General features: G+C 60.8%; 24 protein-coding genes and 1 tRNA gene. 13 read left to right on the top strand and 12 right to left on the bottom strand.

The genetic code is table 11. The features are described from left to right. Positions 1 to 29: 29 nt before the first annotated feature. Positions 30 to 548 carry a 2'-5' RNA ligase family protein gene (locus NNY25_RS08170; protein WP_265570869.1) on the top strand — a complete coding sequence of 173 codons (519 nt, stop codon included), beginning with the start codon at positions 30 to 32 and terminating at the stop codon, positions 546 to 548. On the opposite strand, the gene NNY25_RS08165 is transcribed toward NNY25_RS08170, so the two are convergent. Beyond that, complete coding sequence (locus NNY25_RS08165; protein WP_265570868.1) at positions 541 to 954, bottom strand: DUF3775 domain-containing protein; 414 nt, start codon at positions 952 to 954, stop codon at positions 541 to 543. The two genes, NNY25_RS08170 and NNY25_RS08165, sit on opposite strands and share 8 nt — an antisense overlap. A gap of 141 nt (positions 955 to 1,095) precedes the next feature. Between NNY25_RS08165 and NNY25_RS08160 the strand changes: the two genes are divergently transcribed. Together NNY25_RS08160 and NNY25_RS08155 are read left to right on the top strand one after the other, a co-directional pair. Then, positions 1,096 to 1,172: transfer RNA gene (locus NNY25_RS08160), tRNA-Met, on the top strand. A 289-nt stretch (positions 1,173 to 1,461) separates the two neighbouring features. Next, positions 1,462 to 2,232, top strand: coding sequence for a hypothetical protein (locus NNY25_RS08155; RefSeq protein ID WP_265570867.1), 771 nt, complete (start codon positions 1,462 to 1,464; stop codon positions 2,230 to 2,232). A gap of 169 nt (positions 2,233 to 2,401) precedes the next feature. Here the strand turns inward: NNY25_RS08155 and NNY25_RS08150 are convergent, their stop codons facing one another. Then, positions 2,402 to 2,668: a metal-sensitive transcriptional regulator gene (locus NNY25_RS08150; RefSeq protein WP_265570866.1), complete on the bottom strand. Its 267-nt coding sequence runs from the start codon at positions 2,666 to 2,668 to the stop codon at positions 2,402 to 2,404. A 69-nt stretch (positions 2,669 to 2,737) separates the two neighbouring features. Here NNY25_RS08150 and NNY25_RS08145 point away from each other — a divergent pair, with 69 nt between their 5' ends. The 5 genes from NNY25_RS08145 (at position 2,738) to NNY25_RS08125 (ending at position 10,171) form a co-directional block, all read left to right on the top strand. Beyond that, positions 2,738 to 4,483: a copper resistance system multicopper oxidase gene (locus tag NNY25_RS08145; protein ID WP_265570865.1), complete on the top strand. Its 1,746-nt coding sequence runs from the start codon at positions 2,738 to 2,740 to the stop codon at positions 4,481 to 4,483. After that, positions 4,480 to 5,601, top strand: a complete 1,122-nt coding sequence (locus NNY25_RS08140; protein WP_265570864.1) for a copper resistance protein B — start codon at positions 4,480 to 4,482, stop codon at positions 5,599 to 5,601. The genes NNY25_RS08145 and NNY25_RS08140 overlap by 4 nt, the downstream gene beginning before the upstream one ends. 30 nt (positions 5,602 to 5,631) lie before the next feature. Further along, positions 5,632 to 7,977, top strand: a complete 2,346-nt coding sequence (locus NNY25_RS08135) for a heavy metal translocating P-type ATPase (protein ID WP_265570863.1) — start codon at positions 5,632 to 5,634, stop codon at positions 7,975 to 7,977. 43 nt (positions 7,978 to 8,020) lie between these two features. After that, positions 8,021 to 8,632, top strand: coding sequence for a DUF305 domain-containing protein (locus NNY25_RS08130; RefSeq protein ID WP_265570862.1), 612 nt, complete (start codon positions 8,021 to 8,023; stop codon positions 8,630 to 8,632). Positions 8,633 to 8,866: 234 nt separating this feature from the next. Then, a complete protein-coding gene (locus tag NNY25_RS08125) occupies positions 8,867 to 10,171 on the top strand; it encodes a dicarboxylate/amino acid:cation symporter (protein WP_265570861.1) in 1,305 nt (434 codons plus the stop codon). A gap of 89 nt (positions 10,172 to 10,260) precedes the next feature. Here the strand turns inward: NNY25_RS08125 and NNY25_RS11645 are convergent, their stop codons facing one another. The 4 genes from NNY25_RS11645 to NNY25_RS08110 all read right to left on the bottom strand — a co-directional run bounded on the left by NNY25_RS11645 (position 10,261) and on the right by NNY25_RS08110 (position 12,076). Then, entirely contained in the window at positions 10,261 to 10,467 is a 207-nt protein-coding gene (locus NNY25_RS11645) for an HGGxSTG domain-containing protein (RefSeq protein WP_420854353.1), read from the bottom strand. Positions 10,468 to 10,490: 23 nt separating this feature from the next. Beyond that, the gene (locus NNY25_RS08120; protein ID WP_265570860.1) at positions 10,491 to 11,324 is read right to left on the bottom strand and encodes a hypothetical protein; all 834 of its coding nucleotides are present in this window, start codon (positions 11,322 to 11,324) and stop codon (positions 10,491 to 10,493) included. A gap of 133 nt (positions 11,325 to 11,457) precedes the next feature. Continuing rightward, a complete protein-coding gene (locus tag NNY25_RS08115; protein ID WP_265570859.1) occupies positions 11,458 to 11,766 on the bottom strand; it encodes an HNH endonuclease in 309 nt (102 codons plus the stop codon). 109 nt (positions 11,767 to 11,875) lie between these two features. Then, positions 11,876 to 12,076: a hypothetical protein gene (locus tag NNY25_RS08110; protein WP_265570858.1), complete on the bottom strand. Its 201-nt coding sequence runs from the start codon at positions 12,074 to 12,076 to the stop codon at positions 11,876 to 11,878. Positions 12,077 to 12,101: 25 nt separating this feature from the next. Here NNY25_RS08110 and NNY25_RS08105 point away from each other — a divergent pair, with 25 nt between their 5' ends. Then, a complete protein-coding gene (locus tag NNY25_RS08105) occupies positions 12,102 to 12,386 on the top strand; it encodes a hypothetical protein (RefSeq protein WP_265570857.1) in 285 nt (94 codons plus the stop codon). Between the two features lie 95 nt (positions 12,387 to 12,481). On the opposite strand, the gene NNY25_RS08100 is transcribed toward NNY25_RS08105, so the two are convergent. From NNY25_RS08100 to NNY25_RS08085, 4 genes are all read right to left on the bottom strand, one after another. Next, complete coding sequence (locus NNY25_RS08100; protein ID WP_265570856.1) at positions 12,482 to 13,474, bottom strand: bifunctional DNA primase/polymerase; 993 nt, start codon at positions 13,472 to 13,474, stop codon at positions 12,482 to 12,484. 4 nt (positions 13,475 to 13,478) lie between these two features. After that, a complete protein-coding gene (locus NNY25_RS08095; RefSeq protein ID WP_265570855.1) occupies positions 13,479 to 13,691 on the bottom strand; it encodes a hypothetical protein in 213 nt (70 codons plus the stop codon). After that, entirely contained in the window at positions 13,692 to 14,063 is a 372-nt protein-coding gene (locus tag NNY25_RS08090; protein ID WP_265570854.1) for a hypothetical protein, read from the bottom strand. A gap of 102 nt (positions 14,064 to 14,165) precedes the next feature. Beyond that, positions 14,166 to 14,351, bottom strand: a complete 186-nt coding sequence (locus NNY25_RS08085) for a helix-turn-helix domain-containing protein (RefSeq protein ID WP_265570853.1) — start codon at positions 14,349 to 14,351, stop codon at positions 14,166 to 14,168. Positions 14,352 to 14,401: 50 nt separating this feature from the next. Between NNY25_RS08085 and NNY25_RS08080 the strand changes: the two genes are divergently transcribed. From NNY25_RS08080 to NNY25_RS08070, 3 genes are read left to right on the top strand one after another with little or no spacing between them, the layout of a single operon-like run. Then, the gene (locus tag NNY25_RS08080; protein WP_265570852.1) at positions 14,402 to 15,043 is read left to right on the top strand and encodes a hypothetical protein; all 642 of its coding nucleotides are present in this window, start codon (positions 14,402 to 14,404) and stop codon (positions 15,041 to 15,043) included. Between the two features lie 14 nt (positions 15,044 to 15,057). After that, positions 15,058 to 16,122, top strand: a complete 1,065-nt coding sequence (locus tag NNY25_RS08075; protein WP_265570851.1) for a tyrosine-type recombinase/integrase — start codon at positions 15,058 to 15,060, stop codon at positions 16,120 to 16,122. 34 nt (positions 16,123 to 16,156) lie between these two features. Then, positions 16,157 to 16,687, top strand: coding sequence for a hypothetical protein (locus NNY25_RS08070; protein WP_265570850.1), 531 nt, complete (start codon positions 16,157 to 16,159; stop codon positions 16,685 to 16,687). Positions 16,688 to 16,761: 74 nt separating this feature from the next. On the opposite strand, the gene NNY25_RS08065 is transcribed toward NNY25_RS08070, so the two are convergent. Together NNY25_RS08065 and NNY25_RS08060 are read right to left on the bottom strand one after the other, a co-directional pair. Beyond that, positions 16,762 to 17,130 (bottom strand): DUF1622 domain-containing protein, encoded by a 369-nt coding sequence (locus NNY25_RS08065; RefSeq protein ID WP_265570849.1) that lies wholly within the window; start codon positions 17,128 to 17,130, stop codon positions 16,762 to 16,764. After that, entirely contained in the window at positions 17,127 to 17,633 is a 507-nt protein-coding gene (locus NNY25_RS08060; RefSeq protein WP_265570848.1) for a DUF421 domain-containing protein, read from the bottom strand. Before NNY25_RS08060 ends, NNY25_RS08065 begins: the two co-directional genes overlap by 4 nt. A 109-nt stretch (positions 17,634 to 17,742) precedes the next feature. On the opposite strand from NNY25_RS08060, the gene NNY25_RS08055 reads away from it, so the two are divergent. Continuing rightward, positions 17,743 to 19,404, top strand: a complete 1,662-nt coding sequence (locus NNY25_RS08055; RefSeq protein ID WP_265570847.1) for a serine hydrolase domain-containing protein — start codon at positions 17,743 to 17,745, stop codon at positions 19,402 to 19,404. Positions 19,405 to 19,491 lie beyond the last annotated feature (87 nt).

The raw sequence follows: 19,491 nt of genomic DNA, 5'->3' as shown, positions 1-19,491 counted from the left end.
ATGACCGTGCGGACAGGAGCCCCGGGACGATGAGCGGCGCGCTGATCGTGACCGCCATGATCGAGGCGCGCGACCTTGCCTGGCTCGACGCGCTGCGGCGCAAGCATTTCCCGCCCGAGCGCAACCATCTCAAGGCGCACCTGACGATGTTCCACGCGCTCGCGCCTTCGCTCGAGAGCGAAGTGCGCTGGCTGCTGGCGAGGCTCGCCAGCGACAATGCCGCGCCCGAGGCGCGCCTCGTTGGCCTGATGTCGCTGGGAAGGGGGGTCGCCTACCGCGTCGAATCGCAAGGCCTGGAGGAAGTGAGGCAGTTGCTGGCCGAGCATTTCCACGGCGCGCTGACGGCGCAGGATGCGCTGGGCTGGCGTCCCCACATCACCGTGCAGAACAAGGTGCAGCCCGCGGTGGCGAAAGCGCTGCGGGCCGAGCTGGAGGCCGACTTCCATCCCCGACCGCTCGGCATCGCCGGGCTTGCGCTGCATCGCTACATGGGCGGCCCGTGGGAGCCGCTCGGGCGCTGGCCGTTCCGCGGGCGCGGCCTCAGGTGAGTTCGCCGACCCCGTCGCAGTCGAGTTCGAAGGCGGCCATGCCCGATTCGAGCACCGAAGCGAGCATCGGCATTTCCATCAGCTGGTCGACGATGTGGCGTTCCTCGCCCGCAGCCTGAAGCGCTTCGTCCCAGTCGCTGGCGTCATAATCGCCCGTCCCGACCCAGCACAGGGCCAGCACTTCGGCGATCTGGTCTTCGGCAAGGTCGTCGAGCGCGCCCTGCAATTCCTCCTCGACCGACGTGTTGAGGTCGTCGTCGAGCACCGAATAGGCTTCGTCGTCGTCGTCGCCGTCGACATTGTCGGGCGATTCGTCGCCGTCATAGTTGGTGGGGACCTGCGCTTCGTATTCGCGGGCACGGATGATGATCCGGCACAGCATGTCGATGGGGGTTGCGGTTTCCATCACTCACGCCCTTTTCACAAGAGGTTCGTCCCCTCGTGAACGTGGCGCCTCGCCACCGGTTCCTTCCCGATTGACCGGGGCGATGGAGCGCCCTATAGGCACGCCCCGCAGCGGGTCGATTGACCCCGCACTGCCTGGAATGGCGGAGTAGCTCAGCTGGTTAGAGCAGCGGAATCATAATCCGCGTGTCGGGGGTTCGAGTCCCTCCTCCGCTACCAAACTTTCCGCAACGATATCAGATAGTCGGCTTGCTTGCGCGCCGGCTTTTGCGGGCCAAAAGTGTTGCGCTGTGCTGCAATGGATTTCGTTTGTTTTCCGCCGTTTCCGATAGCGTCTCGGCAACTCCATGCAACATAGATGCAACATAGGCACGCGATCGAAAATGTTGAACGCTGTGGGCCGTGCGAAGGCACGCCGTTAACACGCCAATACGAGCCTGCCGTTTACTTTCTGTTAGTCCGGCGTAACGATACGCTAGTTTATCGTAGATTAGGGACGGGAATTACCATGGCGAATCGCGCATTATATCTCGCCGCACTGTCGCTCGCGTTGGCAAGTCCGGCCATCGCCCAAAAGTTTGAACTGAGCCTTCAAGCGCAGGGCGGGCAGCGTGTGAAGATGATTGATGGCCTCGCAGCGATCGAAAGCTTTGGCGAAACTGCCGTAGTTCGAATGATGCCGATTGAGGAGAAAACCAAGAAGCGCGGTCGCTTCCAGATCCTCGTAATGAACGCAGGCAGCAAGCCGTTCAATGTCGGACCGGAGAACGTTACGATCTCATTGGACGGAGCCGAGTTTGTCCCGGCAGTCACATATGAACAACTCGCCAAAGAAGAGAAGAAGCGCCAGACGTGGGCAGCGGTGGGGGCCGCGCTGGGAGCGATTGGAAATAGCATGAACGCGGCTAACGCGGGCTATTCAAGCGGCACCGCTACCACTTTCGGAAACGTAGGCGGCACGTCGTTCAACTCGTTCACGACATACTCGGGGTATAACGCTGGCCAAGCCCAGGCAGCTCAGCAATTGGCTTCCCTCCAAAACCAGCAGCTGTTCGATAGCCTCGCGGCTCAGAACGCAGCCGGGATCGCGCAATTGAAGGACAACATGCGGACCACGACAATCGACCCTGGCGAAATGTCCGGGGGGATGATCGTTTACGATGTGCCTAAAGAAACACGCAAGGGTGCGAAGAAGGCAGGAGAGCCGATCGAGGTGATCTTCCGCATCACCACAGGAAGTGAAATTCACGACGTGCATGCGCTCCTCGAAGGCGCTTAGAATATGTCGCCCCGCGCCTTACCCGCCCCGCGCGCCCCACTAGGAGGGACTAGGAAGCCCTCACTGGAAACGGTGGGGCTTTTTCCGTATTTTCGGACCTTCCGCTAACGACCCAATTGCGGACTCTCAGTTCCGTAGAAGCCCATCTTCATAGTTGCCTAAATGCGGGCTAGCGTTTCACTTTCTCGAAAAGTTCGATCAGCTCAGCGAATTTCGTCGCCTGATCGTCCTCATCGCCGCTCGCGATTGCATCACGCACACAATGGCGGGCGTGATTGCGCAAGACCTCGCTCTCGACCTTTCCGATCGCTGCCTTGATCGCTTGGATCTGCGTTAGGATGTCGATGCAGTATCGATCGTCCTCCACCATCTTCTGGATTCCGCGCACCTGTCCCTCAATGCGTTTGAGGCGGTTGACGACTTTCGCGCTTTTCATGGTCAAAAGGCCCTCTTGCAAATACCCTATGGGGGTATATATGCGAGGCACAGAGGAGACACAAGCGCGATGATCGATTCTCGCATTTCTAGACGCTCTTTGCTCGCACTGGGTGGCTTCGGCGCCACAGGACTGGCGCTTCCCGTCTGGGCACGAGGCGGCTCAATCATGGCGCAGGATGTGCGCAAAGGCTTCGATGAGGCTCGAGGGCCAGCCATCGACCTGCATGTCGAGCACACCAGCTTTTCCGTCGGCGGCCAGGCAGGTCATGCCGTGGCGGTCAACGGATCTATCCCCGGCCCCCTGTTGCGACTGCAGGAGGGCACCGACGTTCGCCTGGCCGTCCACAACATGCTTGGCGAGGACACCTCGATCCACTGGCATGGACTGCTCTTGCCGTTCCAGCTCGACGGCGTGCCCGGTGTCAGCTTCCCAGGCATCAAGCCCGGCAAGACCTTCGTCGCCGAATTTCCCGTTCGGCAGAGTGGCACCTACTGGTGGCACAGTCATTCGGGCTTGCAGGAGCAGGTGGGCCATTACGGACCGATCGTGGTCGATCCTGCGGGTGGCGACTCGATCGAAGTGACGCGCGATTATGTCGTCGTGCTCAGTGAATTCAGTCCGATGCATCCGCATGTCATTTTTGATAAACTCAAGAAGGCCGAGGGCTACTTCAACTACCAGAAGCGGACCTGGTCCGACGATTATCCCCTCACCGACGAGGAACGGCGCGAGTGGGCGCGCATGCGGATGATGCCGACCGACATCCTCGATGTCACTGCCTCGACCTACACTTACTTGTTGAATGGTCATGGACCGAAGGACGGTCTTGAATATGCCTTCCGACCCGGCGAGCGAGTCCGCCTACGCTTCATCAATGCGGGGGCGATGACCTTCTTCAACGTGCGGATACCAGGCTTACCGATGTCGGTGGTGCATGTTGACGGGCAACCGGTCTCGCCGTTGGAAGTTGACGAGTTCCAGATCGGCCCTGCCGAGACCTATGACGTGGTCGTCGAGCCCGGCGCGATTGATGCCTATACACTGGTCGCCGAGGCGATGGACCGTTCGGGCATGGGCGTTGCGACGCTAGCGAGCCGACCGGGTGCGCGCGCCGCGGTGCCTGCGCTTCGCTCGCCTCCCATTTTGACCATGACGGACATGGGCCACGGAACGATGGCTCATGGCGGCGGCGCACATGCCGGTCATGATATGGGCGGCGGCAACGACACGGACACGAGTGGCGGCATGAAGATGCGCGACACCTCGCTGCTACCCCCGACCGTGGATGCGGGCGTCGGCATGGATATGGTGGCGATGAACCCGGTAAGTGGCTTCGACGATCCCGGTCTGGGCTTGCGCGAAGTCGATCATCGCGTGCTGACTTACGCCGACCTAAAGGCTGCCAAGCGCAACAAAGACCCGCGGCGTCCCTCGCGCCGGATGGAAATCCACCTGACCGGCAACATGGAACGCTACATGTGGTCGTTCGACGGCAAGAAGTTCTCCGCCGTCGCCGACCAGCCGATCCGCTTCGCCTACAACGAGCGTGTGCGCGTGAAGCTGGTCAACGACACGATGATGGTGCACCCGATCCACTTGCACGGCCACTTCTTCGAACTGGTCAATGGCGCGCCCGAGGGGCATCAGCCCCTCAAGCACACGGTCGCGGTCCAGCCGGGCAAGAGTGTCGAATTCGACCTCACTGCCGACGAGCCCGGCGACTGGGCGTTCCACTGTCATCTACTCTACCACATGCATGCGGGGATGTTTCAGATCGTGACCGTCTCCACACCGTCGGGAGATGATGCATGATCCTGTTTCCGATCGTGATGGCCGGCGCGCTCGCGATCCAGGAACATCAAGACCATGACGCTCATGCGGGTCATGCTCCGGTGGCGGAACAGCCTACTCCGCCGACTAGCCACGACCATCGCCCCGGCACGCAGATGCCGGTCGAGGATCCGCCGGCTGCTCAGGCCATGGACCATGGCGATATGAGCCATGATGTGATGGACCATGCGACGATGGGCCACGAGATGAGCGCCGAGCCTCCTACCGAGAAGCCGGAAAGAGATCATGGCGGCCATCAGCAGATGAACCATGACATGCACGCCGCGTTGCAAGGCGATGCGCAGGAGGTCGATCATGCGGCGATGGGGCATGCGATGCCCAACGATGACAACATTCCCCTGGCCGGACCACCGGCCGCCGCAGGGAGCGGCCCGGCACGCGCAGCTATTGCGATCTGGGGTGAGAAAGCCATGCGCGAAGCGCGTGAGGAGCTCATCGAAGACACCGATGGCGGCACGCACCTGCTGGTCATGGCCGACCGGGTCGAGCTACGCACCGACGGTCGTCATGAATCCCACCTTTGGGATGTGCAGGGTTGGTATGGCGGCGACATCGACAAGCTGTGGGTCAAAAGCGAGGGCGAAGGCGAGTTCGGTGGTTCGCTCGAAAGCGCTGACGTCGAGGCGCGGTGGAGCCATGCGATCGCGGCCTTCTTCGATGCGCAGGTTGGCATCCGACAGGACCTGACGGGACCCGAGCGCACCTATCTCGCAGTTGGTATCCTTGGTTTGGCACCCTACGAGTTCGAGGTAGATGCGACAGCGTATCTCTCGACGAAGGGAGAAATCACCGCCAGACTCGAAGCCGAAGTAGATCAGCGGGTCACCCAGCGTCTAATCCTCCAGCCGCGCGCCGAAGTTCGATTATCGGCGCAGGATGTGCCCGAACTCGGGATCGGCAGTGGTCTGAGCGTGGTCGAGGCAGGTTTGCGTCTTCGCTACGAACTTTCGCGCGAGTTCGCACCCTACATCGGCGTTGCCCACGAATGGCGGGTCGGACGCACCGGTGATCTCGCCCGCGCGGGAGGCGAAGATTCCAGCGTCACCCGTCTTGTTGCGGGCGTGCGCGCCTGGTTCTGACCGGGGCAAGAGAAAGAGGGAGAATGGGCGATGAGCCATTGCGAGCATCACGACCACGCAACGGGAGGTGGCACCGCTACCGATCCGGTCTGCGGAATGACCGTGACTGTCGACGGGACATCGTATGTCTCGTCGCATGATGGCCATCCCTATTACTTCTGTTCGGCGCGATGTCTCGAAAAGTTCAATGCCGATCCGGAGACCTATTTGAAGCCTGATCGGGTCGAGAAAGCGATGCCCGAGGGTACGGTCTACACCTGCCCCATGCATCCCGAAATCCGGCAGGTCGGCCCCGGTAGTTGCCCGATCTGCGGCATGGCTTTGGAACCTGAATTGGTCAGCCTCGACGACGGTCCCGACCCCGAACTGATCGATATGCGGCGCCGTTTTTGGGTCAGCGCCGCGTTGTCGCTACCGCTGTTTCTCTATGCGATGGGCGACATGCTTCCCGGAAGGCCGTTTGCCGACCTGTTCGGCCCAGCGACCGCCCAATGGATTCAGTTCGCACTCGCGACCCCGGTCGTGCTGTGGGGCGCTTGGCCGTTCTTCGTTCGGGCGATTGCCTCGCTCAAGGGCATGAACCTCAACATGTTTACGCTGATCGGACTGGGTGTTGCCGTTGCCTTTGGGTTCAGCGTGGTAGCGACTGTCGCGCCGCACATCTTCCCGTCGGGTTTCCGCGATCACGGGGCACGGGTGCACGTCTATTTCGAGGCTGCGGCAGTGATTACCACGCTCGTCCTGCTCGGACAGGTGCTCGAGCTTCGCGCCCGAGGCGCGACCTCGGGCGCGCTGCGCGCCTTGCTCGCACTGGCACCGCCCACAGCGCGTCGGATCGATGATGCCGGGAATGAGGAAGACGTCTCGCTCGACCTCGTCGGCGCCGGCGACCGGCTTCGCGTGCGCCCGGGCGACAAGGTCCCGGTCGACGGCGAAGTGATCGAGGGAAAAAGCTCCGTCGATGAATCCATGCTTACAGGTGAGCCCATCCCCGTTGCCAAGGCCCCCGGTGACGCGGTGACAGGTGGGACCGTCAATGGCACCGGAAGTTTCGTGATGCGCGCGGATCGCGTGGGTCGCGACACGATGCTCGCCAAGATTGTCCAGATGGTCGCTGAAGCGCAGCGCAGCCGCGCACCCATTCAACGGCTCGCCGACCAGGTGGCAGGATGGTTCGTGCCAGCGGTCGTTGCGATTGCGCTGATCAGTTTCGCGGTCTGGGCGATCTGGGGTCCGGAGCCCGCACTCGCCTACGGGCTGGTCAATGCGGTCGCTGTGCTGATTATCGCCTGCCCCTGTGCGCTGGGCCTGGCAACGCCGATGTCGATCATGACCGGAACCGGCAAGGGTGCGCAGCACGGCATCCTGATCAAGAATGCCGAAGCGCTTGAGACCTTCGAGAAGATCGACACGCTGGTGGTCGACAAGACGGGGACGCTCACCGCCGGCAAGCCCGAACTGGTCGCCGTCAAGGCCACCGGCGAAATCGAGGAAACCACCTTGCTTCGCCTTACGGCTGCCACCGAGAAAGCGAGCGAGCATCCGCTGGCAGAAGCCATCGTGCGCGGCGCCGAGGCAAAGGGCATCGACGTCGGCCCCGCGGACGATTTCACCTCGATCACCGGCAAGGGTGTCGAAGCCGTGGTTGAAGGTCGCCGTGTCGCCATAGGCAACGAGAAGATGATGCGCGAAGCCGCGAGCTTCGATCCCGTGCTTCAGAAACAAGCCGAAAAAGGCCGCGCCGAAGGTCAGACCGTCATGTTTGTCGCGGTCGATGGCAAGCCCGCCGGGCTGATCGCCGTTGCGGACCCCATCAAGCCGACAAGTGCGTCCGCTATCGCCGCGCTTCATAGGGCAGGCATCCGCGTTGTGATGTTGACCGGCGACAGCGAAGGCACGGCGCAAGCTGTCGGCATGAAGCTTGGCATCGACGATATCCGCGCCAACGTGTCGCCTGAAGACAAGCAGCGCATCGTCGGCGAGCTGAAGGCCGACGGTCGACGCGTGGCAATGGCCGGCGACGGGATCAACGATGCTCCGGCCCTCGCCGCAGCGGATGTCGGCGTCGCCATGGGCACCGGAACCGACGTCGCGATCGAGAGCGCGGGCATGACGCTTGTCAAAGGGGACCTAGCGGGGCTCGCCCAAGCTCATCGCCTCAGCCGAGCGACGATGCGCAATATCCGCCAAAACTTGTTCTTCGCGTTCGTCTATAATGCGGCGGGCGTGCCCATTGCAGCCGGTGTACTCTATCCGGCGTTAGGGCTCCTGCTCAGCCCCATGATCGCGGCAGCCGCGATGAGTTTGTCTTCCGTGTCAGTGATCGCCAATGCGCTCCGCTTGCGTTCTCTCGACCTGAAACCATCGGTGCTCTGACCCATTAAGACGGAGAGTATCGAGGAAACAGAGGGGAAGATCGTTGGACAAGGAACACGAGGGACACAAAGATCAGAAGCAGATGTGGATGAAATTCGCGGGAATGATCGCGACATCCACGCTCGTCATGTTCATCCTGATGCACCAGATGGTTTATGAAACAGACCACCTGACCTTTAGCCTTAATCGCTTCATCGCCTCCTTAGTCTCTGGCTCGACCATGGTGATCATCATGCTCGGCTTCATGTGGAGCATGTACCGCGATCCCGCCCTCAAGAAGATGGTCATGGCGGGCGCTGTGATCGCCTTTGTTGGGCTTCTGTTCGTCAACCGTCAGCAGGTGCTGATCGGCGATGGAGGCTATATGCGCTCGATGATTCCCCACCATTCGATCGCCATCAACAATTCGCGCAAGGCGACGATCACCGACCCGCGCGTGCGCAAGCTCGCCGACAACATCATCAAAGCGCAGGTCAAGGAAATCGCCGAGATGAAGATGCTGCTCGAGGATATCGAGGAGAACGGCAAGCAGGGCGACGGCAATACAATGCCGCCTCGGACGGCCGACCTCACGCCGGAGTTGCTCGAGGAAGCCAAAAAGCCGTTGGCGCCCGTCGGACCGGACGTGCGCGAGGAAGTGGAAGTGGGGAGGTAGACTCCTAGTCCGCTTACGCCCCAGTTGACCCGGCAACCGGACTGACCGCTTCCCACCCCGAAAGCGACCGGGCTGGCAACGACCCATTGCCGTCGTTGGAGCCATTTCTTAGCAAATCGGTGCCAGGAGATCGCTTAGGTCAGTGCATATCGGTGGCCTAGCCTGCCATCCCTAATCGGCGCTGCATTTATTTGGCTTTGCCATTGAGCGCGTCAGTACTTCCGCTTCGTATCATTGAACATTGTATTCAGCGAGTTTTGCAAGCAGACCGTCAGAATGTCGGGTGCGCAACGTATCCTCTTCGCATTGGCGGCCGGTCTTGTTGCCGGGATCGTCAGCGCGTCGCTCGATTGGAGAGGAACGAGCACGGCGGCCGGCGTTGCGCAAATCGTCGGCGGCGTATGGCTCGACATGTTGCGCATGACGATCATTCCACTGATTGTGTCGATACTAGTCGTAGGCATCGCAAACACTGCGGAAGCGGCGCGGACGAGCCGCTTGGCAGGAATGTCTCTTGCGCTTTTTGTTACCCTGCTCATGATTTCGGCTATCATCTCGGCAATCGTCACTCCCTTTCTCTTGAAGGCTTTCCCATTGGGGCGTGATGCCATCAATGCATTGAATGCTGCAGTCCCTGCAATCAGCGCCCCTTCGCATATTCCCGGGCTCGAGACATTTCTTCGATCCATCGTCCCGACCAACCCGATTGCTGCGGCGGCGAACGACTCAATCTTACCGCTGATATTCTTCACGACGATATTTGCCTTTGCACTTACCCGGATACCGCAGCGACAGCGTCGAAGGCTAACTCTGTTTTTCGAGTCTTTTTCGTCGGTCATGCTGGTCATGATCGAATGGATCTTGTGGTTGGCACCTCTTGGCGTCTTCGGCTTGGCCTTTGTTTTGGGCGCGAGCGCCGGAGCTGCGGCCTTTGGCGCACTAGTACATTATGTGTTGATTGTATCGAGCGTCGGGTTCGTCATCATCCTATCAGCATACCTCGTGGCGGTGTTTGGAGCGCGACTTGCGCTCGCCCGCTTCGCGCAGGCAATAATGCCCGCCCAAGCAGTTGCGGTGAGCACGCAATCGTCGCTTGCCTCAATGCCTGCCATGCTCCGAGGCGCGGAAAGGCTTGGAATTCCCATCGCCACCGCCGGAACCGTTCTTCCCGTTGCCGTCGCCGTGTTCAGAGTCACTGGACCTGCAATGAACTTGGCCGTCGTCTTGTACGTAGCCTCATGGACGGGGACACCAATCGCCTTTCCGGCCCTCGTTGCCGCGGTATTGGCCGCAGTAATCACGAGCATGGGGTCGGTCAGTTTGCCCGGACAGATCGGCTTTGTGACAGCGACCGCTCCCATAGCCATGGCCGCTGGCGTTCCTATCGAACCCCTGCTTTTGTTGGTCGCAATCGAGAACATTCCCGATGTGGTCAGGACGGTGGGAAACGTGACCATGGACGTTGCAGCCACCGCCACGCTTTCACGCTACAGTCATTCTTCGAGTAACTACTCTGAGAGCAGAACCCAGTTATCGTAACGGCCCCCGAGATCCTTTGATCGTCCGCTTTCCACCCCTAATCCGACATCCATGTCGCATGGGAGGGCGTACGATAACGGACGAAGGCGTCACAGCCCCCGTTGGAACGACCGCATTGCTCGGATCAGCTTACGCCCTTCGAGATACTCCCGCGATTTCAAGCCGTGCCTTAAAGCGTTTCTGTTGCCCTTGGGAGCGCCAGAACTCGGCCCGCCGTGTAGATAACAGCGACCGTTGGGCATGGGGCTCCTCTTGCATGGCGATCCTGATCGCGTCTTAGCGCCACATGCCTTCATGGGGTTGATCGGCGTTTTCGGCATTATGCCCCAGCCCCCTTCCCGGTGTTGACCGTCTGAGCGATAACCGCCTGCCCGCCCTCGTTGACATGTACGTGCTTGACGACCTGCTCACCGTTACGGCGAAGCTTCGCCAAGGTTTCCGCGTGGAGGGCAAAGGTCCGCTGTGCCTTCATTCCGAGGTCCGCGAAGACTTTGGCCTGGTCGACATACTGGGCGACCGCCGCCCGCTGCAGGAAGGTCTGCGACACATCGCTGGCCTGGACCATCTGAAGGGCCATCGTTGCCTCGACCTCGTTGGCGGGATCGACGCCCGCAAGCAGCGATAGCGCTCCGCCCAACCGGATAGAGTCATAGGAATCGTCACCAGTTGGCTTGATGATCTTCGAAAGTCGGACCATCAGATCCTCTGCGAACTGGCTGGACGAGCTGCCCGACAGCTTGAAGAGCCTTATTGAGTTGAGGGCTTCGCGCGTCTCGTCCTGACCGAAAGCGAGCTTCCTGCCCCCGTCCTCATCGCTTTCAATCCGGGCGATCGGTCGGTTGGGGCGCTCGCTAATCTCTGCCTTTAGGCGCTCGGCCTCCTCCGCCAAATCGGCTGGAAGTTTGTCGGTTGTATCCCACGCTCTTTTCGCGCCGGCCGATTTCTTTCGCCGGACCGCGAGCTGTTCTCCCTGTCCGGCATTCCCCCAGACCGCCGTGGCATCGGTTCCGCCTGCTTCAAGCGCCCGTTCGGTACAGGCTGTCATGAGGGCGGATGTTATCGCCCGCTCGCTCATTCCCGCCACCATGAGGTTGTCGATCCATTCGTGGGCTTTCAGCAGCAGTTCGGCTGCGTCCTGAAATTCTGTGTCCATCGTCGGTCCTATCCTGCCTCGCGCGCGTGCGCCCGCGCGTAAAGGGTTCTAAAAATTCCTGTGTTAGCGTTTCTTCGAAGGGTGCCGTTCGGTCCTTGAGAACGAGGCCCTAGAGAACCGATCCCCCCCCCGGTCAGTCGATTGGCCAGCCATCCTCACCTGTGCGTGGGCGATAGCGCTTGCCTTGCTCTTCGAGCGTCTTCCGCTGGTGGCAGTCATGGCAAAGCGGCTGCATGTTCGTGATGTCGTGCGCCGCGCCGCCTTTGGCCAAGCTCACAACGTGATCTGCGATCGTGGCTGCCGTCGTGCGTCCCTTGGCCTTGCAGTGGCGACACAGCGGCTCCTGGTCCAAAAGGATCTGGCGAAGGCGCACGTGTTCGCGCCCATAGCCCCGGCGATGTCGGCTCTTGCCGCCGTGGTCCCATGCCTGTCGCTTCATCATGCACTCCCCCTGAAGTGTGAAGTGTGGATGCGCGAAGTTTGGTTGACGGTCGGTCCTGTAGTCTCGGGCATGAAGGTTCTAACTGCCCCCCTGGGTGGCTGGGCTGGCCCTAGGCTTCGTCGCCCTGGTCTGTGTCCGGCTCCACCTCGATCGAGAACCCGAGGTAGTGCCATTCGCTTTCCGCCGTTCCGTTGCCAGTAAGCAGCCTCGTCACGTGATAGGTGAGGTGGTCGACCTGTTCGCGCCTGAGCCCGCGTGTCGCGTCCGCATCGAAGCGAATGATGACAAAGGTTCGACCGAATGCTTTCATGGTGCGGCAACCAATGGGGAAACAAATGAGGAACAGTCAACGGGCGATCGTCGCCGCAATCGCGATTTCGCTGTTCGGTTGCGATGCCCTCGCTCCCGATCGCTGGGACGCCTTCGTTTATCCAGACGCCAACGATTTGACGCAGTGGCAAACGCTCATCGGCTTCAAGGATTTTGAGCAGTGCCAATCCGCTGCGATCGATGCCGTTCGCGCGCTTCGCGATCCTGACGCCGGGACGTACGAGTGCGGGCGCAACTGCAAATACGATCCAGCGTATCGATTGAACGTCTGCAAGGAGACGCGGCGCTAGCGTTCGGGAAAACCCGTCCCAATCTCGCGACCCGAAAATCGCCGCTCGGGGTATTAAGGGGGGAGAGGGGGAGGGGTGTAAGTTATATAGGGTGGTCATTTCTTGCCACCTTTGAATGAGTAGATCGCTGCGCCGTGATGGGAACAAGCGGGGCGCTCCTCGATCAGCTCGCCGATGTCGACCAGTTGGTTTCTAGCTGCCGCCAAACGCTTCCGCGTCCACCCGCCTCCAGGCATCTCGCTAGCCATACCGTTGGGGGCCATGAACGTCGGGTGGGCGTAGTGTCGCCGCCTCAGAATCGTCAGGAGCATGAAGGCGTCGGGGAAGTTCGCCATAAGGTTATCGACCTCCGTGTGATCGATGACGACACGGCGACCCCGACCGAACCAATTCTGGCCAGTCGTCTCAAGGCTCCAAGCGCTAGCTGCGACGCGCATAACTTCGAGGTCTGGTAGGCGTTCGTAACAGAGGGCTGCGTTCATAGTATGGGCCTCCTTCATCAATTCATCAAAGTCGCTACATCCTGCGGCTAGTGTCATGCAGCGCCGCCAAAGTTCTTGGTTGCGTTGCCCCGTTCGTATTCGTTCGCCTGAAAAGGGAGTGGCCACTGGCAGGGCGCTAACCGCCTGCATAGGTGGCAGATCGGCCAAGTCGTCCAGCGACCCTTGTTCAAACCGATATGCGCCCTTCGCGGACCTAGAGGGCGGGGCGACCACAAACCCGCCGCCTAAGATGTCGATAGGCTTGTCGGGGCTAGGACGGATGCTTCGGCCCTCGTTGGTTCGGCGATACCAGGCTTGCCAGTTGCCCGAGCCGCTTCTGACGATGATTGGCGTGGGGCCATACTCGCTTAGGGCGTCGGCAAGGATCCTTTCATCGGGCGTGTCGACATCTAGGACGGCAATCCCGTTTCGCTCGCACGCGAAGCCGAAAGCGTCCTCGTTCGAGAACTTGGCTGCGAAGTCACGGGACGCGTTCGCACCGACCTTCAGGTAGCCTTTGACGGCAGGGCGCTTGTCGCGGACGGGGAATGTCGCAATTCCCCGTTCCGCGTACCTTGGCTGCCATTCGGAGAATAGGCCGCTCATGGGCCTACGCCGCTTTGTCAGAGGCTCTGAGGTCGAACGCTGGGGGTTTGATGGTCCAGCCGTATGTCGCCTTCAGGCCTGTCGCGTAAGCCGCCGCTTCGTCCGAGCTGGTGAAGCCCTTCATGGAAGGCAGTTCGTCGGGGCAGGGACGGACGCTAACCGCCCACAGCCCCCCAAACCGTTCGACCATGATTCCGGGCTCGCGCACCGCGGCCATCTAGCGGCCCTCCAAGAAGCGCTTGGCGTCTTCGATCGCGGGTCCGATCCATTCCTTGGCCCAGGAAGGGCAGTGTGTTTCGTCCGGGTTCTTCATTGCCATGGCGGTCGGACCGAACAGAAGGTCGAGCTTGTACCAAAGGGCCGCGCCATCGGGGGCAGGGGTCTCGAACATCGCCCGTTGTGAAGACAGGACTAGTTCGTAAGTGATGTCTGACTTGTGGTCGTCAGTTTCCGCATCATGGATCGACTGGGCGAGTTCGAAAGCCGCCTTCGCGGTCTGCCAGCGATCGACTTTGAGAACCTGGTCGATGCGTTCACGCTCGCGTTGCTGCGGTTGCTCTTGGCGAGCGTCTAGCTTAGAGAGCTCCATGCTTTTTCTCCTGTTAAGCGCAGTGGGGAAAGTCGGTCGCCCGAGGGGTCCAGTCCTCGTGGCGACCATTTTATTTGCGGCCTGCTTGCCGCTGTAGGTTCATCAGGCCGCATCCTGTGCCGACGAACGGAACGCCGCATCTAGCTCCGAGCGCCTGAAGTAGAGGCGACGGCCCATGCGGATGACGGGCAGCTGGCCATTCTCAACCATGTGATAAATCGCGCGGGGCTTGAGCCCGCATTCTTGTGCAGCCGCTTCCGCGCCAGCGATCAAATCGTTTTTTAGCATGCACCCCTCCGTGTAGCAGAACCATAACGTTCTGTTACACCAAATCGCACTTGCTGCGGGCGCTGTCAAGCGATAAACACATACTTCTGTTTTTGGAGGTGCTTTTGTCTTTCCCCCTCGCACATGGAGACTTGCTCAGTGTCTTGCTCAAGATTTACGGCCTTCCCGAGACCAACCGCGTCGCAATGAGAGGACGCCTGCAGCACGCCCAAAAAATGGGATTCCCGCCTGGGGCAAATACTGGGAAAGGGCGGCCTGCGAAGTATCACGCAGGCGAAGTCCTAGCGCTCGGTTTGATGTTTGAATTATTTCAGTTCGGCATCACTCCTGAGCGAGCGGTCAGCCTCCTGCAATATTCAGCCAAGCAGACTATCGATGCTTTCAATGTCGCCTACGACATTTTCAAGCGTAAGCTCCACGATAGGGCATTTGCGATCGTGTTCCCGCAGGAATTGGACAGGGCGCTCGGAAAAGGCGGATCTCCAGCGCTAATTGTTACCACGTCGAGCGGTTTCTTCCTGGGAGATCGAATGGAGCGTGGCCCAAGGTTTGCGGCTGTCAACGTTTCCGCGCTCTTAGATGACGTTCTGGAAGCCGCACAGTCATTGGATCTCACAACTCGCGAGGAATTTCGGGAAGATCTTCGTCTTTGGCTTCTCGAGCGAGGAGAGGACGGGTGGTGGCTGCAGTAAGGAAGCGCACCTGGATGGACAGTCGAGGCGAGGCTCGTCAAGCCTGGCTGGTCGACTATCGCGACGCGTTCGGGACGCGTCGCGCCAAGCAGTTCGCCCGCAAGAAGGATGCCGAAGCCTGGGCGACAAAGGCGAGCTGGGAAGTCAGCCAAGGCATCCATACGCCAGACAGCCAATCGATCACCGTGAAGGCCGCTGCGGACCTTTGGATTAAGGCAGCCGAGGCCAATGGGCGCGAGCGATCAACCATCAAGCAGTACAAGGAACTGAAGCGCCTCCATATCATCCCGTTGATTGGCGATGAGCGGCTTTCACAACTTACCATGCCGAAGGTTGAAGCATTCAAGGATAGGCTGCTAGAGACGCGTTCTCGGGCCATGGCGGGCAAGGCCGTGCGTGGGCTTTCGTCCATACTAAATGAGGCCCAGCGGCGCGGACTGGTCGCACAGAATGTCGCTAAGGGTGTGAAGGTTGTTCGTCCGTCACGCGAGAAGACGCGCATTCAAATCCCGACCCGCGAACAGCTGAAGGCCATGCTTGAAGCAGCGGATGACGATTTCCGCCCCATGCTGCTTACGGCCATTGTGACGGGGCTTCGATCGTCCGAGCTTCGCGGGCTCCGTTGGCAGGACATTGACCTCAAGCGGGGCGTGGTGAGCGTGTCGCAGCGGGCCGACCAGTGGGGCATGCTCGGCCTCCCCAAGTCGAGCGCTGGCATACGGGACATCCCGATCGCTCCTGGCGTCGTCAAAGAGCTGAAAGCGTGGAAGCTACGTTGTCCGAATAGTGAATTGGCCTTTCCGAACAGCGAGGGTGGCGTGCTCCACCATAGCAATCTTTTGAGGCGGAAATATCAGCCGACGCAGGAAGACGCTGGGATTGTGAAACCGTTTGGGATGCACGCGCTTCGCCACGCCGCTGCAAGCGCCTGGATAAAGCAGGGTATCGACCTAAAGCGGCTTTCAACTTGGATGGGGCATAGCTCGGTCCAAATTACATTGGACACCTATGGGCATCTCATCTCGGATCGCCGCATGGATAAGGAACTGGCCAGAGAGGCCGCAGCAAACCTTATCTAGCGGCCTAACCCGCGCTGACGACAATGACAGAGCGATGGTATTCGCCGCCTGCGGAAGCGTTTGGATAACCATTGCTATCGCCGAGGAATATCTCCGCCATCTATTGATGGATCACCTCGTCAACTCTTTGAAGACAGGTCCGAAAAGTGCCGATCACCCGGCGGTTGCAAAGGCACTTAGCTGGCAACGCCAGGCAACTTTCGGGGCACTTAAGCAGCAGGTTTGCGACAAGCTCAAGCTTTCGGCTGACACTTTAGTCATCCTAACTGACGCAAAGAACATGCGTGATAATCTAGTACACGAATTTTGGTATCCGCGATTTCCAATGCTCCAGACCAAAGAGGGGGCAGCGTTGGTTCGACAGGAACTCGAGTTGATGGATAATCACTTCGTTGGAGTGATGGAGCACCTTTTTGCCGAAACGGGACAGACAACAAAGACGCTCGCGGATTTCATCAACGAGGAGGCCGATGACCCATTGCGACATGAAGGCTTTAAGGTATTGATTGAGAAATTTCGTGCAACACAGGAGCAACATGGCATCGGAAAATACCGGAAACCCTAGGCGCTCTCACGGAATCATAATCCGCGTGTCGGGGGTTCAAGTCCCTCCTCCGCTACCATTCCCTTCCTTCCGGATCAGCGGACCTGCCCTTCGTCAGGCTCTTCCTTGCGGCGGCGCCAAGGGGGCACGCCCTCGATTTCGGTCTCGAGACTGAAGCTGAGGAACGTCCGGATCAGGACCAGGAGGCCGAGCAGCCCGACCGATTCCCAAGTCAACGGCGCGGTGATGGTGGCGATGATGTCCGCGCCGACCAGTAATTCGAGCCCCAGGAGGATGCCGCGGCCCAGATTGGCGCGGTAGGTCTCGAACGCAGCCTTGCGCGGCTTTCCGGCATTGAGGTCGCGCAGCACGTACCAAGTCGACAGAGGAATGCCGACCACGATCGCCGCGACGCCAAGGAGCTCGATGACGCGCGCAACGAGGACCAGCGCCTCCTCGATCATCGGCGCGCCTCGAGATATTCGGACGGCGCGATCTTCTTCTTGACCACCGCGATCGTGCCCGAGGGTTCGAGCACCATGCGCTCGGCGTCCTCGACATGGTCGATCCCCGCCTGGTGAAGTGCCTCGGCGATGACCGTCCGGCTGATTCCGCGCTTGAGCCTGAGCGCATGGTCGACCTTGCCGTCGACGAGCAGGTCGATCGGTTTGCCCTCGAGCATGTCGGACAGAAGGTCGGATTGGGCCGCGAGATGCGACACCGCCCAGTGGAAGGCGAGCAGCAGCGTCATCGCGGCCAGAGTCGGCAGCAGCGGCGCGTTGCCCGTCAACGCGCGGCTGCACGAGGATCCGAACATGATCGCGACCACGATGTCGGGCGCCGTCCAGTTGGCGAAGACGCGGCGCCCGGACATCCGGATCACGAAAATGCCGTAGGTCATGATGATGAGCGTTCGCGCCATCATCGAACTCATCGAATGATCGCCAGTCTCGAACCAGAATTCCATGGCGGTTCCCCTTGTTGCCCGTCGTCGGCAACCTGCCTTTAGTCGTGGGGGGTTGCAATGACCCCTCTCTGGTGTATTGGTGTTACAATACAGCAGGGAGCTCAGTCCGATGAAATCCGTCCTTCTCTGCGCCACCGCCCTGGCCGTAACGGCCCCGGGCGTAGCGCGCGCGCAGTTGCCTGCCGACTTCGAGGCGCAGGCGCGCGACCTGATCGAGCAGTCCTACGACGAGACGGGACCCGGCGCAGTCGTGATCGTGGTCGACGACGGCAAGATCGTACTGGAAGAGGGGCGCGGGTTCGCCGACGTCGAGGCCGGGACGCCGATCACGCCCGACACGGTGTTCCGCTATGCCTCGATCACCAAGCAGTTCACCGCCGCGACGATCCTCCAGCTGATCGCCGAGGGCAAGGTGTCGCTCGACGCTCCGCTGAAAGAATATCTGCCTGACTATCCGGGCGAGGGCGGCGAGGCGACCGTGCGCCAGTTGCTCAATCATACGTCGGGAATCATGAGCTACACGGCCATCCCGGGCTTCATGGTCGCGAAAACCGACCGGCCCCTGACGACCGCGGAAATGATCGACGTCATCAAGGCCGAGCCGATGCCTGCGAAGAATGGCGAGCGCTTCGAATACAACAATAGCGGCTACGTGCTCCTTGGCGCGGTCATCGAAGCGGTCACGGGTGACAGCTGGGACGAGGCGGTTCGCGAACGGATCGCGCGCCCGCTTGGTCTCGAAACGCTCGACAGCGGTCTCTACGAGGCCCGCTTCCCGACCATGGCCCGCGGGTATACGAAGATCGGCGAGGACATCGTTCCCGCCAAGACCATCAACATGTCGGTCCCCCATGCCGCGGGGGCGCTTGTCGGGACGGTCGGCGACCTCGCCAAGTGGGCGCTCGCGCTGCATTCCGGCAAGATCGTGAACGATGCGCTCTATTCCGAGATGATCGCGCCCACGACGCTGCCCGACGGACGGACCGACCCCTACGGGTTCGGCCTCTCCAACGGCGAAGTGCGGGGCAAGCCGACCATCGGTCACAGCGGCGGCATCTTCGGATTCTCGACCAACAGCCTCTACATGCCCGACGAGGACCTCTTCGTGGCGGTGCTCGCCAATTCGGACAGTCCCAAGACCAATACGGGTGTCGTGATGCGCAGGCTGGCCGCGCTGGCGATCGGCAAGCCCTACCCGGACTATGAGGTGACGAGCCTCGATCCCGACCTGCTCGACGGCCGTATCGGCCGTTACCAGTGGGATGGCGGGACCCGCGACCTCATTCTCGAGGACGGCAAGCTCTATACGCAACGCGAAGGCTCGCCGCGGCTGGAGGTCTTCCACGCGGGCGACGGCCTCTATTTCTACGGGTCCGACAGCATGAGCTTCTTCACGCTCGCCAAGGCCGAGGACGGCACGCCCGTCATGGTCTTCCATCCCGAAGGCGCCGACGAAGGCGAAACGTCCCGGCGCACCGGGGACGTGCCGTCGGGGCCCGCCGAGATCGCCCTTTCGGCTCCGCAGCGCGACGCGCTGGTCGGCACCTATGCGCTGCCGATCGGCCCGTTCACGATCGGCGAGCGCGACGGGAAGATGACCGGTCGTCTCGGCCCGCAGGAGCCCGAATTTCTGAAATCCTATGCGCCCGACCGACTGGGCGCGCCGGAATTCGGCGCCGAGTTCGTCTTCGCGATCGAGGATGGCCGCGCCGTCTCGATGACCCTCAGGCAGGGCGGGCGCGAGATCGCCGGCGAGCGCAGCGGAGACTAGGCACAAAAAACGCCCGGGCAGTGGAGGTGCCCGGGCGATTCTTGCGTGACGATTGCTCGTCAGCCCCCAATGCATCTGTCGGAAGAG

It is taken from the genome of Sphingomicrobium nitratireducens (assembly GCF_026157035.1).
Taxonomy (GTDB): domain Bacteria; phylum Pseudomonadota; class Alphaproteobacteria; order Sphingomonadales; family Sphingomonadaceae; genus Sphingomicrobium; species Sphingomicrobium nitratireducens.
This window is presented reverse-complemented; position numbering and strand designations above follow the sequence as displayed.

What these genes read in the sequence shown, in the direction of transcription:
- NNY25_RS08170 (WP_265570869.1), top strand. Translation starts at nt 30, where the DNA reads ATGAGCGGCGCGCTGATCGTGACCGCCATGATCGAGGCGCGCGACCTT.
- NNY25_RS08165 (WP_265570868.1), bottom strand. Translation starts at nt 954, where the DNA reads ATGGAAACCGCAACCCCCATCGACATGCTGTGCCGGATCATCATCCGT.
- NNY25_RS08155 (WP_265570867.1), top strand. Translation starts at nt 1,462, where the DNA reads ATGGCGAATCGCGCATTATATCTCGCCGCACTGTCGCTCGCGTTGGCA.
- NNY25_RS08150 (WP_265570866.1), bottom strand. Translation starts at nt 2,668, where the DNA reads ATGAAAAGCGCGAAAGTCGTCAACCGCCTCAAACGCATTGAGGGACAG.
- NNY25_RS08145 (WP_265570865.1), top strand. Translation starts at nt 2,738, where the DNA reads ATGATCGATTCTCGCATTTCTAGACGCTCTTTGCTCGCACTGGGTGGC.
- NNY25_RS08140 (WP_265570864.1), top strand. Translation starts at nt 4,480, where the DNA reads ATGATCCTGTTTCCGATCGTGATGGCCGGCGCGCTCGCGATCCAGGAA.
- NNY25_RS08135 (WP_265570863.1), top strand. Translation starts at nt 5,632, where the DNA reads ATGAGCCATTGCGAGCATCACGACCACGCAACGGGAGGTGGCACCGCT.
- NNY25_RS11645 (WP_420854353.1), bottom strand. Translation starts at nt 10,467, where the DNA reads ATGAAGGCATGTGGCGCTAAGACGCGATCAGGATCGCCATGCAAGAGG.
- NNY25_RS08120 (WP_265570860.1), bottom strand. Translation starts at nt 11,324, where the DNA reads ATGGACACAGAATTTCAGGACGCAGCCGAACTGCTGCTGAAAGCCCAC.
- NNY25_RS08115 (WP_265570859.1), bottom strand. Translation starts at nt 11,766, where the DNA reads ATGATGAAGCGACAGGCATGGGACCACGGCGGCAAGAGCCGACATCGC.
- NNY25_RS08110 (WP_265570858.1), bottom strand. Translation starts at nt 12,076, where the DNA reads ATGAAAGCATTCGGTCGAACCTTTGTCATCATTCGCTTCGATGCGGAC.
- NNY25_RS08105 (WP_265570857.1), top strand. Translation starts at nt 12,102, where the DNA reads ATGAGGAACAGTCAACGGGCGATCGTCGCCGCAATCGCGATTTCGCTG.
- NNY25_RS08100 (WP_265570856.1), bottom strand. Translation starts at nt 13,474, where the DNA reads ATGAGCGGCCTATTCTCCGAATGGCAGCCAAGGTACGCGGAACGGGGA.
- NNY25_RS08095 (WP_265570855.1), bottom strand. Translation starts at nt 13,691, where the DNA reads ATGGCCGCGGTGCGCGAGCCCGGAATCATGGTCGAACGGTTTGGGGGG.
- NNY25_RS08090 (WP_265570854.1), bottom strand. Translation starts at nt 14,063, where the DNA reads ATGGAGCTCTCTAAGCTAGACGCTCGCCAAGAGCAACCGCAGCAACGC.
- NNY25_RS08085 (WP_265570853.1), bottom strand. Translation starts at nt 14,351, where the DNA reads ATGCTAAAAAACGATTTGATCGCTGGCGCGGAAGCGGCTGCACAAGAA.
- NNY25_RS08075 (WP_265570851.1), top strand. Translation starts at nt 15,058, where the DNA reads ATGGACAGTCGAGGCGAGGCTCGTCAAGCCTGGCTGGTCGACTATCGC.
- NNY25_RS08070 (WP_265570850.1), top strand. Translation starts at nt 16,157, where the DNA reads ATGGTATTCGCCGCCTGCGGAAGCGTTTGGATAACCATTGCTATCGCC.
- NNY25_RS08065 (WP_265570849.1), bottom strand. Translation starts at nt 17,130, where the DNA reads ATGATCGAGGAGGCGCTGGTCCTCGTTGCGCGCGTCATCGAGCTCCTT.
- NNY25_RS08060 (WP_265570848.1), bottom strand. Translation starts at nt 17,633, where the DNA reads ATGGAATTCTGGTTCGAGACTGGCGATCATTCGATGAGTTCGATGATG.
- NNY25_RS08055 (WP_265570847.1), top strand. Translation starts at nt 17,743, where the DNA reads ATGAAATCCGTCCTTCTCTGCGCCACCGCCCTGGCCGTAACGGCCCCG.